We start from the raw sequence: 13738 nt of genomic DNA, 5'->3' as shown, positions 1-13738 counted from the left end.
CGGCTTCTACAAGGCCGGCAATCCCGGCGGGTTGGTCTGCGACTGTGGCACGGCTTCTTCGGCCACGTTCCAGCGTGCCAGTGCCTGCGCGTAGGTGCCGCTGCCAATCTGGGTATTCAGTGCCTGTGTCACCGCATCGGCCAGGCCACTGCCTTTGCGCGTGGTCACCGAGATCGCTGCAGCATTCGGCCAGCCACCGGGGAACAGGCCGACGCGCCGCACTTTGCCATCGCGTGCCGAGTATGCGCCGGTGGCGTTGGGCTCGAACGAGACATCGGCACGGCCGGTGATCACCGCCAGCCGCCCCACCACGGCATCATCGAAGTACTGGTACTCCACCGGCTTCAAGCCAGCGGCGATGTTCTGCTGGTCCCACTGCCGCAGGATCTGGTCCTGGTTGGTGCTGGCGCCCACCACCACCTTCAGCCCGGCGACGTCGGCGGGCTTTTCGATCTTCTGGATCGGCCCATCAGTGCGCGTATAGATGCCGAGCAGATCGTAACGGTAGCTGGAGAAATCGAATTTCTTCTTGCGCTCCTCGGTGACGGTCACGTTCGACAGCACCGCATCGTACTTGCCTGATTCCAGACCCAGCGGCCAGTCCGCCCACGCCACCGGCACGATCACCAGCTTCAGGCCCAGCCCATCGGCAATCAGCCGTGCGATGTCCGGCTCGATGCCGACCACGTCCTTGCTGTCGGCACCATAGTCGGCCAGCGGCAGCTGCCCCGGATGGGTGGCCACGGTGAACGTACCGGGCGTGACAAAGCGATAGTCAGCCGGGATCAACGCCTGCGCCTTCGGATCGAGCGTGCCCTTCAGGATGGTGGTGTTCGCACCCGCCAGGCTGGTTGCGGCCACGGTGCCGGCATCCGGTGCCTGGCGCACGCGCGAATAGACGATGCCGGCGATGCCGATGACCAGCACGCCCACGATCAACAGGGTGCTGCGTGAGGGGCGACGCGGTGCTGCAGGGCTCATGGTCTTCCTTCCGGGGTTACAGGGTCGTGGCCAGGAAATCGGCGGTGCGTTGCTGGCGCGGACGCTCGAACAGCGCCTCGGGCGTGCCCTGCTCGATCACCCGGCCCTGGTCCATCATCACCACGTGGTCAGCCACGCGGCGGGCGAAGCTCAGCTCATGGGTCACGATCACCAGCGTGGTGCCGGAACGGGCGAGTTCCTCGATCACGCTCAGCACCTCGGCCACCAGTTCCGGGTCCAGCGCCGACGTGGGTTCGTCGAACAGCAGCACCTTCGGCTGCAGCGCCAGCGCGCGGGCGATCGCGATGCGCTGCTGCTGGCCACCGGACAGCTGGCGCGGGAAGGCATCGGCCTTTTCGGCCAGGCCGACCCGTTCCAGCAGCGTGCGCGCCTGCTGTTCGGCCTGCGCGCGCGGCACGCCACGTACCGCGATGGGTGCCTCGATGATGTTCTCCAGCGCGGTCAGGTGCGGGAACAGGTTGAAGCCCTGGAACACCATGCCTACTTCCGCACGACGGCGGCGGATCTCGCGCTCCGGCAGCTCGTACAGGGTGTCGCCATCGCGGCGGTAGCCGATCAGCTGGCCGCCCACGGTCACGTAGCCGCTGTCAGCACGTTCCAGGTGGTTGATCAGGCGCAGCAGCGTGGACTTGCCGGCGCCCGAAGGGCCGATCAGCACCGTCACGCTGCCCGCGCGCAGGTCCAGGTTCACGTCTTCCAGCACCGGCTGGTCGCCGAACAGCTTGCCTACGCCATGCAGCGACACCGATGCGCCCTCGCCCGCTTCCACCTGCGCAGCGACGCGAGGGCGGTTGGCCACGCGCGATGCAGCTTCACCTGCGGCGCGCGTCGGCGACGAGACACGCGACACCGAGCGCTCACGCTGCAGCTGGCCGCGCGCAAAGCGCTGCTCCACGCGCCGCTGCAACAGCGACAGCACGGTCAGGATCACCAGGTACCAGACCGTGGCCACCATCAGCAGCGGCACCACTTCCAGGTTGCGCCGGTAGATCACCTGCACCGTGTAGAACAGCTCCGGCAGCGCCAATACGTAGACCACCGACGTGCTCTTGGCCAGGCCGATCACATCGTTGAACGCGGCCGGCAGGATCGAGCGCATCGCCTGCGGCAGGATGATGCGGCGCACCTGACGGCCACGCGGCAGGCCAAGCGCGGCCGCAGCCTCGTACTGGCCGCGATCGACCGAGAGAATGCCGCCGCGGATCACCTCGGCCGAGAACGCGGCCTGGTTCAACGTAAGGCCCAGCACTGCGGCAGTGAACACACCGATCAGCTGCGTGGTCGGGTACGAGAACAGGCGGATGCCGGTAAACGGTACGCCCAGCTCGATGGTGCTGTACAGGTAGCCCAGGTTGTTCAGCAGCAGCAACAACACCAGCAACGGAATCGAACGGAACAACCACACATAGCCCCACGACACCGCCGACAGCAGCGGCGAGCCGGACACGCGGGCCAACGCCAGCAAGGTACCCAGCGCGAAACCCAGGCCGGTACCGAGTGCGGTCAGCAACAACGTACGGCCCAGGCCTTCCAGCACCGGGCGCGCGAAGAACCACTCGGCGAACGTGCCCCAGCCCCAGCGTGGATTGCCCAGCACGGATTGCAGCCCGATCAGGATCAGCGCCAGCGCCAGCACCGTGCCGAACACCTGCAGCGGATGCCGGGCCGGCACGATCTTCAACGCTGGTGCTGGTGCCGGGCGTGCGGCAATGCCATCCAGCGCGGTCGAAGGCGTGCTCATGCGTGGGCTCCATGCAGCACGGCCTGTGATGGCACAACGACCGGCGCCGATACGCTCAAGTGCTTCTCGAACGGCAGATGCGCGATGGTTTCCGGATCGGCCTGCAGGTCGAACAGCGCGGTGTAGCCCTGGCTGAGGTACAGGCCGACCGCTTCAGGCTGACGGAAGCCGGTGGTCAGGAACACCCGCCGGTATCCTTGCCGCGCTGCCTGGTCTTCCAGTTCCTGCAGCACGCGCCGTGCGATGCCCTGGCGGCGTAGTCCCGGCAGCGTCCAGATGCGCTTGAACTCGGCGGTGTCCGGATCCCGGTGTGGCATGAAGGCGCCGCCGGAGATCGCCACACTATCGCGCAGCAGCAGCACGAACGCGCCAACCGGGGCAGCAAACGCCTGCGCCGGGTAGCGCTGCAGCTCCTCGCGGGCGCTGCCGCCGATGCGTCGGCGCACGTCGGCGTAGCGGCTGTCGTACTCCTGCTCCAGGCCATCGAACAGGGGCTGCGCCAGTGGATCGTCCACCGAGGTGTAGAGGAAGCGTTCGTTGCTGCTCATGCTGCGTCCTTCACCAGATAGTCTTCAGCCAGCCGCGCCCACAGGCTGGCGGCGGGTGCAATGGCGGCGTCGTTGAACACATAGCGCGGGCTGTGCAGCGGTGCGCTGTCGCCGTTGCCGACAAACACGAAGCTGCCCGGCCGTGCCTGCAGCAGGAACGCAAAATCCTCACTGGCGGTGCGCGGTGCGAATTCGGGCACCACCTGTTCCGCGCCAAAGCCCCGTACGGCCACCTCGCGGATATAGGCAGTCTGCTCAGGGTGGTTGATCACACTGGGGAAGCCGCGCGGGAACTCGATCTCGGCGCGCGCGCCGAACGCGGCGGCGGTCTGCTCGGCGATCTCGGTGACCCGACGCCGCAACGTGTCGCGCACTTCCGGCAGGTAGGCGCGCACGGTCAGCTTCAGCTCCACCACGTCTGGAATCACGTTGGCGGCCTGCCCGCCGTGGATCGAACCGACGGTGACCACGCCCATCTGCCGTGGATCCACATTGCGCGAGACAACGCTCTGCAGCGCGGTGACGATGTGCGCTGCCACCAGGATCGGGTCGACGCTGCCCTGCGGCTCGGCGCCGTGGCCACCCTTGCCGATCACTTTCAGACGCGCCCAGTCCACCGATGCCATCGCCGGACCGTCGACGAAGCCGAAGTGGCCCACCGGCACACCCGGCCAGTTGTGCAACCCGTAGATCGCGTCCACCGGGAAGCGTTCGAACAGGCCATCGGCAATCATCCCTGAGGCCCCCGAACCGGTTTCCTCGGCCGGCTGGAACACCAGCTGCAGGGTGCCGTCGATGCGACCGTGATGGGCGAGGTAGTGCGCCGCAGACAGCAGGATGGCGGTGTGCCCGTCGTGGCCGCAGGCGTGCATCAACCCCTCGGTCTGGCTGGCATAGGCCAGCCCGGAATCCTCGTGGATCGGCAGTGCATCGATGTCGGCGCGCAGGCCGAGGCGACGACTACCCTGCCCGCGTTGCAGCGTGCCGACCACGCCGGTGCCACCGAGGCCGGTGGTCACCTCATAGCCCCACTGCTGCAGCAGCTCGGCCACACGTGCGCTGGTGCGGTGCTCCTCGAAGGCCAGCTCCGGGTGCCGGTGCAGGTCATGGCGGATCGCGATGGCCGCCTCGGCGCGCGCCGCGATTTCGGGCACTATGCCCGTCGCTTGGGAATTCCGCCGGGCGTGGCCCGGCGCTACTGCGGATTCTCCGCTCATCGCCTTACCCCGCCTTCCGCGCCGGCTCGGCGTCGGTCGAATGACGGCTGGCCTTGTAGGGCAGGCCCAGATGCGCGCGCAGGGTCTGTCCCTCCAGCTCGCGCTGGTGGTAGCCGCGCGCCTGCAGGATCGGCAGCACCTGGGTCACGAAATCGTCCAAGCCTTCGCGCTGTGCAGCGAAACCGAGAATGAAGCCGTCGCTGGCGCCGGCGTCGAACCAGCGGATCAGCTCATCGGCCACGTGCTCCGGCGTGCCGATGAAATTCGGCCGCGGGCTCACCGCTTCCAGCGCCACCTGGCGCAGGCTCAGGCCGTTCTCACGAGCATCCTGCTTGATGCGGTCGGTAGTGGAACGGAACGCGTTGCTGCCAATGTCACCCAGCTCCGGGAACGGCGCATCCGGGTCGTACTGGCTGAAATCGTGGTGATCGAAGAAGCGGCCGAGATAGGCCAGCGCATCTTCCAGCGTGGCCAGCGCAGCAATCGCCTGGTACTTGGCCTCGGCCTCCTCGGCAGTGCGGCCGACGATGGGGCCAATGCCCGGGAAGATCTTCACGTCATTGCCGCTACGCCCGTGCGCGATCGCCGAGTTCTTGACCTTCTGGGTGAACGCGCGGGTTTCTTCCAGCGATGGCGAATGCGTAAACACCGCATCCGCATATTTGCCAGCCAGCGCGATGCCATCATCGGACGACCCGGCCTGGAAGATCACCGGCTGGCCCTGCGGCGAACGCTGGATGTTGAGCGGCCCCTCCACCTGGAAGAAGCGGCCCTTGTGGTCGAGCCGACGGAACTTATCCGGTGCGAAGAACGTGCCACTGTCGCGCTCACGCACGAAGGCATCGTCATCCCAGGAATCCCACAGCCCCTGCACCACCTCCAGATATTCGTCGGCGATCTGGTAGCGCAGCGCGTGCTCGGGGTGCGGGCGACCGTAGTTGCGCCCCGAACCCTCCAGCGGCGAAGTCACCACGTTCCACCCCGCACGCCCTCCGCTGAGCAGGTCCAGCGAGGCGAACTGGCGGGCCACGGTGAACGGGTCGCTGTACGAGGTCGACAGCGTGCCCGCCAGGCCGATCTTCTTCGTCGCGGTCGCCAGCGCCGACAGCAGCGAGATCGGCTCGAAGCGGTTGAGGAAGTGCGGGATCGACTTCTCGTTGATGTACAGGCCGTCGGCCACGAAGCCGAAGGCGATGCCGTTGTCCTCAGCGGTGCGAGCGATGTCGACGTAGAACTGCAGGTTGACGCTGGCATCGGCCGGGTTGGACGGATGCTTCCAGGCATGCATGTGGCTGCCAGGGCCCTGCAGCATGATGCCGAACGGAATGTGGCGCGGGGTGCTCATGGGAATCGCTTCTGCAGGTCAGGCCACCGCCGCGCGCGGCGCGGGCGACAGCAGTTCAAGGGATGTCAGGCGCGCGTCGAGGTCGGCCACTGGCGCGTCGAGGATGAACTCGCCCACGCCGAAGCGCCGGTGCAGCGCATCCAGTTCGTCACGGACGTGCTGCGCATCACCGGACAACACGCTCGGGCGGGTTTCCTCGATGCGGAAGTCCGCCACGCCCACCTGGCGCGCGTACTCTGCAGCCGCCTCGGGGCTGGGCAGGTTTACGGCCTGGCCGGAACCAAGGTGCAGCTTGTAGACGCGCAGCGCACCGATATGACGCGCCGCGGCTTCGGCAGTCGGCGCGGCGAAGGCCACCGTGGCCAGCAGCGGTGGCTGGGTGGAGACGCTGCGGTAGGCATTGAATGCCGCCTCGATGTGCTTCGGGTCACCATCGAAGTGCGCTGCGTAGACGAAGCGCCAGCCCAGCTCGGCCGCCTGCTGCGCGCTCTGCGGGCTGGCGCCGAGCAGGAAGCGCTCCGGCGCCTGCTGCGGAACCGGCCGGGCAAGCGCCTCGGTATCGGCACCGGAAAGATAGCCCTCCAGATCGCGCAGTTGCTGGTCGAAGTCGGCGAACGCCGGCCTCCCGGCCGCCAGCGCAGCGGTCGATGCCGGCAGGCCGCCGGGCGCCTTGCCCACACCCAGATCCACCCGTCCCGGCGCCAGCGCCGACAGCAGGTTGAAGTTCTCCGCCACTTTGTAGGGCGCATAGTGGCGCAGCATCACCCCGCCGCTGCCGATGCGGATGCGGCGGGTCTGCGCCAGCACCCAGGCTGCCAGCACTTCCGGTGCAGGGCTGGCCAGCGTCGGTGCGGCATGGTGTTCGGCAAACCAGTAGCGGTGATAGCCCAACTGCTCGGCGCGCTGCGCCAGCTGCAGGCTGTTGCGCAGCGCCTGCTCTGGCGAGGCGCCTTTGGCCACCGGGCTCTTGTCCAGCACGCTGATCTGATAACTCATGGTCGCGTCCTCGCTCAGGGGTGGGCCACGGGAATGCCGAGCAAGCCGTTCAGCGCGGCCAGGATCGGCTCGGCACCAGAGATGTACTGGCGGTCCTGATGGGCGCCACTGGCAAGTTCGCTGCGCACGCCCTTCGGCAGCACCAGCTTCGGCAGCGACTGGTCCTGCTCGCCGATCTCGGCAATCACCTCGCGGCGCGGCCGTGCGAAGCCGATGCGGCGCACGTCCAGCTGCGCGTCCAGGCCGTCAATGCTCGACAGCGCGCCCTCCAGCAACAGGCTGTGCCGGCAGAAGAAACGCTGGCCGGGAATCTGGCCGTCCTCGAACTCACGGTCGAGCAGGAACAGGATGGGTTTGCTTGCTGCGTCCAAAGCCACGGGGTCGTCCTCATCTGGGCCGGCAATGCGATGCCGCTTCAATATCGATGCTAGAGACGCCGGCAGCCGCAGCAGCGACGCCTGGCGACAATCGGCGGTCAGATCCGGCCACGCAGATGCGGCGTCGCCATAAGCAGACTGCTGCTGGTTATTCCTGCTTCCTCAGGTGCTATGCGATTCGCCGCAATGGCACCGGCACGGCCAGTGCCCGTGCCGCCAGATGCCCAGCCGCACGCTCGGTCGCCAGCGCGATCCGCGCCTGCAAGGCCACACTGCTGATGTGCTCACCCTCGAAATCGGCAGGCGTGGCATACACCCCGATCGGCAACGTGTGCGCCTGCAGGAAACTGAACAACGGCCGCAGCTGGTGGTCGATCACCAGCGCATGGCGCTCGCTGCCACCGGTTGCCGCCAGCAGCACCGGCACATCCACCAGCGCCTCCAGCCCGATGAAGTCGACCAGGTGCTTGAACAACCCGGGATACGAGCCGCGATAGACCGGCACTGCCACCACCAGCAGCTCGGCGGCCTCGATGGCCTGCAACGCCTGCTCCACTGATGGCTCAGCTTCGTCGCGCGACAGCGACTGCCCCAGCGCGCGCGCGATCGGCGCCAGCTCAACCAGCTCCACGCTGGCATGCACCCGCTGCTGCAGCGCCTCCAGCAGATGTCGCACCAGCACCAGCGTGCGCGACGTCGCCGAACTCGTCGGTGACCCGACCAATGCAACCACCTTCAATGCAGAAGACATGACCCGCTCCTCGGTAGCGCCGGGCCATGCCCGGCGGCGTTTCGCCTGAACCTCAAAACCGGTAACTGACCCGGCCAAACCAATACGCGCCTACATTGCTCAGCACATCGCCGCTGTCCCAGGTGGTCTCGATGCTCGCCACATCGGTGGCGCTGCGCGCGTACGCTGGCACCTTGCGCGTGCGCTTGTCGAATACGTTGTTGATGCCCAGCGCCGCACTCCAGCCCGCACCCAGCTCCACGCCACCGGACAGGTTGGTCACCAGCACCGGCGGCTGCTTGTACTCCACACCGTTGTTCAGGCGCTTGATGCGGCCGTAGTAGGTGAAATCCACGTTCGAGCGCCAGCGCCCGTTCTGCCAGCCAAGCCCTGCCACCTGCGTATAGCTGGGCGTGCGGAAGCGCAGCGCGTACTCGCTGGATCTGGTCAGCAGATTGATGTTCGGCAGCCCCTGCAGCGCCGCCGGAATGTCGCTGACCTTCTGGATCGTGGTACGGCCGACATTGGCCGCGTAGCTCCAGCGCAGCTTGCCCCACGCGGTCTCCTGGTTCGCTTCCAGGGTCAGCTCCACACCGCGCGTCCGGGTATTGCCCACGTTGGTGAAGTAGCTGGCGTAGAACGCATCGCCGGTCAGGATGCTTATGCCGGCCGAACCCAGCAGTGCATCGATGGTGTTCTTCTGCGCCGCGCTCAGCACCGTCCCGCTGTTGTCGGTGATGCGCGCGGAATCCTGCGCGTTGTAGCCGATCTGGCTGGACTGGCCGAGCTGGCCGCGGATGTCGATCTGGTAGGCATCCACTGCCAGATGGAATGCCGGGCTCGGGTCCCAGGTCACGCCCAGGCTGTAGTTGGTGGCCTTTTCCGGCTTCAGCGGTGCGGCCCCCAATGCGATCGCCGCCGGCGATGACACCTGCGCCACCAGCGTGGTTCCGCACGGGCAACTACCGGTGGCCTGGTAGTACTGCGCGCCCAGGCTGGGGGCATGGAAGCCGTTGCTGACCGTAGCGCGCACACCCAGCGCGTCGGTGAAGTCGAAACGCGTGGTCAGGCGGCCGGTGGAGACGCTGCCGAAGTCGGAATGGTCTTCCCAGCGCGCGGCGGCATCCAGATACCAGCGCGAGGTAATGTTGGTGGCCGCACCTGCGTACACCGCCTTGCTGTTGCGGGTGGCCTTCACCGCGTCCGCAGTGGAATAGCCAACGAACGCCGCCGCACCGAAGCCGGTATACGACTCCCACTGCCCTGCGCCGCGCTCATACTGTTCATGCTGGTATTCGGCGCCCGCGCTCACTTCCAGCGGCGAAGCAAAGGCCGCCACCTCGAAGCCACGACGCAGGTCCAGGTTGGCGATGCCCTGCTGGTAGTCCAGCTTGCCGTCATAAAAATCAGTGGGCGAACCGGGATACGGCAGCGAGTAGTTCACCGAATTGCGCGTATAGGTGCGCACCGTACTGCGGTTGCCGGTCAGGCTGGCGTCGTAGTCCCAGCCTGCGATCTGCCCTTTCACGCCCACGGTGCCGGTGTACTGCTTCTCCTTGGTTTCCAGCACCGGCAGGAAGCCATCGGGAAACACACTCAACACGCGGGGGGCCTTGTAGGTGGTGAAGATGGTCGCCGGCAGGCGGAAGTTCTGGATCGCCTGCGCGGTGCGATCACTGGCCGTAGCATTGGCGTAGAACTGCGCGCTCTCGCCCAGGCCATGGCCCAAGTTCACGGCAAACGCCTTCAACGCATACGACGGCGAGCTGAGGATGGTATTGGCCTCAGCATCGCGGCCCACCTCGGCCGGGTTCGGCGTAGCGCCTGCTGGCAGCCGGTTGTTTGGTCGCAACGCCACCAGATTGCCGCTGCCATCCACCGCCGGGTAGCTCAGGTAGCCATCGATATAGCGGCGGGTGCGGATCGCATGATGCTGGCGGGTGGTCTCGCCGGACAGGTTGACGAAACCATCATCGCCCCACGGCAGGCCCACGTTGGCACGCACGCTGGTGCGCGAGCCATCGCCATCGATGCTCTGCCCGCTTTCCACGGCAAATTCGCCACCATGCGCCTGCGATTTCAGGATCACGTTGACCACGCCGGTGATCGCGTCCGAGCCGTAAATGGCCGAAGCGCCATCACGCAGCACTTCCACATGGTCGATGGCCGAGACTGGAATCAGCGCCAGGTCCGCCCAGGCGTGCCCCGGAAAGCCGCCACCGTTGGCTCCGCTCACATAGGCGCTGGCATTACGGCGCTTTCCGTTCACCAGCACCAGCGTGTAGCCCGGCGACAGGTTGCGCAGCTGATAGCCGCGGATCAGGCTTTCCTGGTCGCTCTGGTAGCCACCGATCTGGCTCAGCGACGGCAGGCTGCGCTGCAGCGCTTCCAGCAGGTTGCCCTGCCCGGTAGCAGCGAGGTCCTCGGCGGAGATCACATCGATCGGTGTGGAACTGTTCTTCACCGTGCGCGTGCTGGTGCGTGAGCCGGTCACCACCACCGCATCCAAAGTGGATGCTGCAACGTTCGCCGTCGCCGCGGTGGTGGCAGGATCCGCATCGGCTTCCGCGGCAAGGCTGGGCGTAGCCGCGAGGGCGGCAGCGATCAGGACAGCGAGAGTACTCGGGGCTGGGGCGTAGGCGGCAGGCATGGGGGCTCGTGGGGGTGGGCCGGAAACACGCTTCCATTCAAGGGCCTGTTCACCCACCGCGACAGGCGGGATCGCGTCACCCAACCGTCATATCCGGCCACCCACATGACCGCTGGTAATGACGTTAGGCGGCCCACTCCCACGGGGTCGGATCCCTTTCCAAAGGAAAGGGCTCTGACCCCAGCCTCCATATACCGACCCGGCATCACCTCATGCCCGCGCGCCACTCTGCGGCGCGCACCACCGCCCGTAGCATCAGGCCATGCCCAGCTCACCCGCCGATCCTGCCGCGCCGCTCGTCGCCATCGTTGCCTGCCACGGCCAGGGGCTGTTCGAGTTCGGCTGTGCGGTCGGCCTGTTCGCACCGATACGGCCAGAGCTGGGGGTGGCGTGGTATCGCACACAGCTGTGCGCAGGCGAGCCCGGCGCGCTGCGCATGCTCGGCAGCACCCAGGTGCAGCTGCCCTACGATCTCAGCAGCGTCGATGATGCCGACATCATCGTCATCCCCGGCTGGCGCGAGCCCAGCGAACGTCCGCCGCAGGCGTTGCTCGATGCACTGATCCGCGCCCACGCACGTGGCGCACGCATCGCGTCGATCTGCTCCGGTGCGTTCGTTCTGGCCTGGGCCGGGCTGCTCGATGGCCGCCCGGCCACCACCCACTGGCGCCTCACCGAAGCGCTTGCGCGCGACTTCCCGCGCATCGACGTGCGCGAGGATGTGCTGTACGTAGATACCGGCAGCATCATCACCTCGGCCGGCTCGGCCACCGGCATGGACATGATGCTGCACATGGTGCGCAACGATTACGGCGCACGCGTGGCCAACCTGGTCGCCGAGCGCCTGGTGCTCGCACCCTGGCGCGATGCCGAACGCAGCCAGCGCGTCAGCCGCGCAATCCCGCTGGGCGAGCCCACGCGGCTGGCGCGACTGATGGAATGGATGCGCCGCAACCTGCGCGAAAGCCACTCGCTCGCCAGCCTGGCCGAGCAGGCCGCGCTGAGCCAGCGCACCCTGCAGCGGCAGTTCCTCGAAGCCACCGGCCTGTCACCCATCGACTGGCTGATCCGCGAACGCGTGGCCTACGCGCGCGAGCTGCTGGAGACCACCGACCGCCCGCTGCAGTGGGTGGCCGAGCAGGCCGGGTTCGGCTCGCAGGAATCCTTCCGCCGCCATTTCCGCAGCATGGTCGCGGCCAGCCCCATCGAATACCGCAACCAGCATCGCAGCGGCATCGCAGCAGAGCGGATGGTGGGCTGCTGATCGCCGCGCACGGCCGGCGCAACGCTTTACCGGCGTCCGCCGCGCGCATGGATCCGCCAGCACTGCGCCAAGAATCCGATCACGAATACCACCGCGCAGCCCAGCAGCGTGTGCAGGATCACCGGCGCCAGCGGCGCCGCGGCGATCGGATGCGACAACGGCAGGCGCGTCAGCGTTTCATTCACGCCCGGCACCAGCGACAGCAGAAAACTCAACGACAGCGCGAAAGTGGACAGGTACGGTGCGGTGCGGCCGAGGACGCGCAGCCGTGCCGCCAGCACCCCGCCGAATGCCACCAGCAGCACGATCACGCCGAATGCGTGGCCGGGATTGAGCCCGCCGGTGCTGGACACGGTGAACGAGGTCACCACCGACAGCACCAGGCCCAGCAAATAGAGCTTGCCCGCGCGGGTGGCCGGATCGATCGCGCGGTGGCGGAGGAAGCCGTACAGCCCGGCCAGGACCGGAACCAGACTGACGGCGGTGTGGATCGCGCCAAGCGCAGACAGAGGGTGTGCCATGGAAATCTCTCTTGATGAGTATAAACCTACTAGTAGGTAGGCTGATGGAGTAAAAAGAAGGCCCGCGCTGCCGCAGGCCACCACACATCCGTCAGGCCGTCGCACTCACCCGTGCAATGGCCAGTCGCGCCAGCGTCGCGAACATCGCGGCATCGCCCAACCCGCGCGCGGCCAGCATTGCGCCGTGCACTGCCGACATGAACGCCTTGGCCTCATCGGCCGCCGGCCCCTGCAGCCGCAGCTGTCCTTGGGCCACGCCCTTCTCCAAGGTCACCGCCAGCCACCCGCTCAGATCCTCGAAATGCCCACGCACCTCCTCGGCAATCTCGGGCGGAATCATCGGTGCCTCGGCCGCCAGCATCGCGCAGATGCAGAACGAGGACGTGCCGCCGGCAATGCAGGTGGACCAGTAATCCACATAGGCGTTGAGCGCCTTCAGCGGATCGTCCAGCTGCCGGTCCAGCAGCGCCAGCCCCTCGCGGGCCTCGGCGCGGTAGAGCACCACCACCGTGCGCACCAGGTCGGCCTTGCTGGGGAAATGGTGATGGATGCTGGCCTTGCTGATGTTCACCCGCGCCGACACGTCCGCATAGCTGAAACCGTTGTACCCACCGGCTTCCAGCAGCGAACGGGCGTGCGCCAGGATCTCCTGTGCCTTGGGCGAGAGTGCGTCTTTCATGCCTTCAACCTACTAGTAGGTTGACTGGCTGTCAACCACCCTTGGAGGCGCTCGCCCAGTGACAGCCCGGCCTGAACGAAGCCGCGCAGAGCGCGACCGTCGCCACGGAACGCGATGACGGCCATTGCCATGCAGGCATTTACCTGCCTATTGTCGATCCATGGACGGCCCACACCGCAGGCCGCCCTCCCACCGGAGGAACCAGACATGCTCGAGATCGCTCACAGAATCGGCATCAAGGCACCCGTCGCCCAGGTCTACCAGGCCCTGGCCACCCCCGAAGGCGTCGCCGGCTGGTGGACCGAGGAAACCGAAGGCGACCGCCACCCAGGCGGCACCCTGAAACTGCGCTTCACCGCCAACGGCGAAGACCGCGGCGCCATGCAGATGAAGCTGCGCGAACTGCAGCCCAGCAGCTTGGTGCTGTGGGAAGTGCTGGCCGGGCCGCCGGAATGGACCGGCACCCACATCCGCTTTGCCCTGCACCAGGAAGACGAATACAGCATCGTGCTGTTCACCCACCATGGCTGGGGCGAGCGCGCCGAGTTCATCCGCCACTGCAACACCAAGTGGGCCATGTTCCTGATGAGCCTGAAATCCCTGCTGGAAACCGGCCGCGGCCAACCCAGCCCGCGCGACATCAAGATCGACGAGTGGAACTGACGCAC

13 protein-coding genes are annotated in these 13738 nt (G+C 67.0%); 2 read left to right on the top strand and 11 right to left on the bottom strand.

From position 1 onward, the window contains the following. Positions 1-6: 6 nt before the first annotated feature. From B9Y82_RS07095 to B9Y82_RS07055, 9 genes are all read right to left on the bottom strand, one after another. On the bottom strand, positions 7-981 hold the full coding sequence (locus B9Y82_RS07095) for an ABC transporter substrate-binding protein (protein WP_100472077.1): 975 nt from the start codon (positions 979-981) through the stop codon (positions 7-9). Positions 982-997: 16 nt separating this feature from the next. Beyond that, positions 998-2743, bottom strand: a complete 1746-nt coding sequence (locus B9Y82_RS20995) for an amino acid ABC transporter permease/ATP-binding protein (RefSeq protein ID WP_100472076.1) — start codon at positions 2741-2743, stop codon at positions 998-1000. Next, on the bottom strand, positions 2740-3291 hold the full coding sequence (locus B9Y82_RS07085; protein WP_100472075.1) for a GNAT family N-acetyltransferase: 552 nt from the start codon (positions 3289-3291) through the stop codon (positions 2740-2742). The genes B9Y82_RS20995 and B9Y82_RS07085 overlap by 4 nt, the downstream gene beginning before the upstream one ends. Next, entirely contained in the window at positions 3288-4508 is a 1221-nt protein-coding gene (locus tag B9Y82_RS07080; protein ID WP_100472074.1) for a M20 aminoacylase family protein, read from the bottom strand. The genes B9Y82_RS07085 and B9Y82_RS07080 overlap by 4 nt, the downstream gene beginning before the upstream one ends. 4 nt (positions 4509-4512) lie before the next feature. Continuing rightward, positions 4513-5853, bottom strand: a complete 1341-nt coding sequence (locus tag B9Y82_RS07075) for an LLM class flavin-dependent oxidoreductase (protein ID WP_100472073.1) — start codon at positions 5851-5853, stop codon at positions 4513-4515. Between the two features lie 18 nt (positions 5854-5871). Further along, complete coding sequence (locus B9Y82_RS07070) at positions 5872-6849, bottom strand: MsnO8 family LLM class oxidoreductase (protein WP_100472072.1); 978 nt, start codon at positions 6847-6849, stop codon at positions 5872-5874. A 14-nt stretch (positions 6850-6863) separates the two neighbouring features. Further along, a complete protein-coding gene (locus B9Y82_RS07065; RefSeq protein WP_100472071.1) occupies positions 6864-7226 on the bottom strand; it encodes a DUF3088 family protein in 363 nt (120 codons plus the stop codon). A gap of 169 nt (positions 7227-7395) precedes the next feature. Continuing rightward, positions 7396-7977 carry an FMN reductase gene (gene msuE / locus B9Y82_RS07060; RefSeq protein WP_100472070.1) on the bottom strand — a complete coding sequence of 194 codons (582 nt, stop codon included), beginning with the start codon at positions 7975-7977 and terminating at the stop codon, positions 7396-7398. Positions 7978-8029: 52 nt separating this feature from the next. Next, positions 8030-10606, bottom strand: coding sequence for a TonB-dependent receptor plug domain-containing protein (locus B9Y82_RS07055; protein ID WP_100472069.1), 2577 nt, complete (start codon positions 10604-10606; stop codon positions 8030-8032). A 262-nt stretch (positions 10607-10868) separates the two neighbouring features. Between B9Y82_RS07055 and B9Y82_RS07050 the strand changes: the two genes are divergently transcribed. Further along, positions 10869-11870: a helix-turn-helix domain-containing protein gene (locus B9Y82_RS07050; protein WP_100472068.1), complete on the top strand. Its 1002-nt coding sequence runs from the start codon at positions 10869-10871 to the stop codon at positions 11868-11870. Positions 11871-11896: 26 nt separating this feature from the next. Here the strand turns inward: B9Y82_RS07050 and B9Y82_RS07045 are convergent, their stop codons facing one another. Then, entirely contained in the window at positions 11897-12391 is a 495-nt protein-coding gene (locus B9Y82_RS07045; protein WP_100472067.1) for a hypothetical protein, read from the bottom strand. 91 nt (positions 12392-12482) lie between these two features. Continuing rightward, entirely contained in the window at positions 12483-13070 is a 588-nt protein-coding gene (locus B9Y82_RS07040; RefSeq protein ID WP_100472066.1) for a TetR/AcrR family transcriptional regulator, read from the bottom strand. Positions 13071-13277: 207 nt separating this feature from the next. On the opposite strand from B9Y82_RS07040, the gene B9Y82_RS07035 reads away from it, so the two are divergent. Further along, entirely contained in the window at positions 13278-13733 is a 456-nt protein-coding gene (locus B9Y82_RS07035; RefSeq protein WP_100472065.1) for an SRPBCC family protein, read from the top strand. Positions 13734-13738: the final 5 nt, after the last annotated feature.

The sequence above is a fragment of the Stenotrophomonas maltophilia genome, assembly GCF_002799155.1.
In the GTDB taxonomy this organism is placed as follows: domain Bacteria; phylum Pseudomonadota; class Gammaproteobacteria; order Xanthomonadales; family Xanthomonadaceae; genus Stenotrophomonas; species Stenotrophomonas maltophilia_R.
Note: the sequence above shows the minus strand (reverse complement) of the source record. Positions and strands in the feature narration are given on the sequence as shown.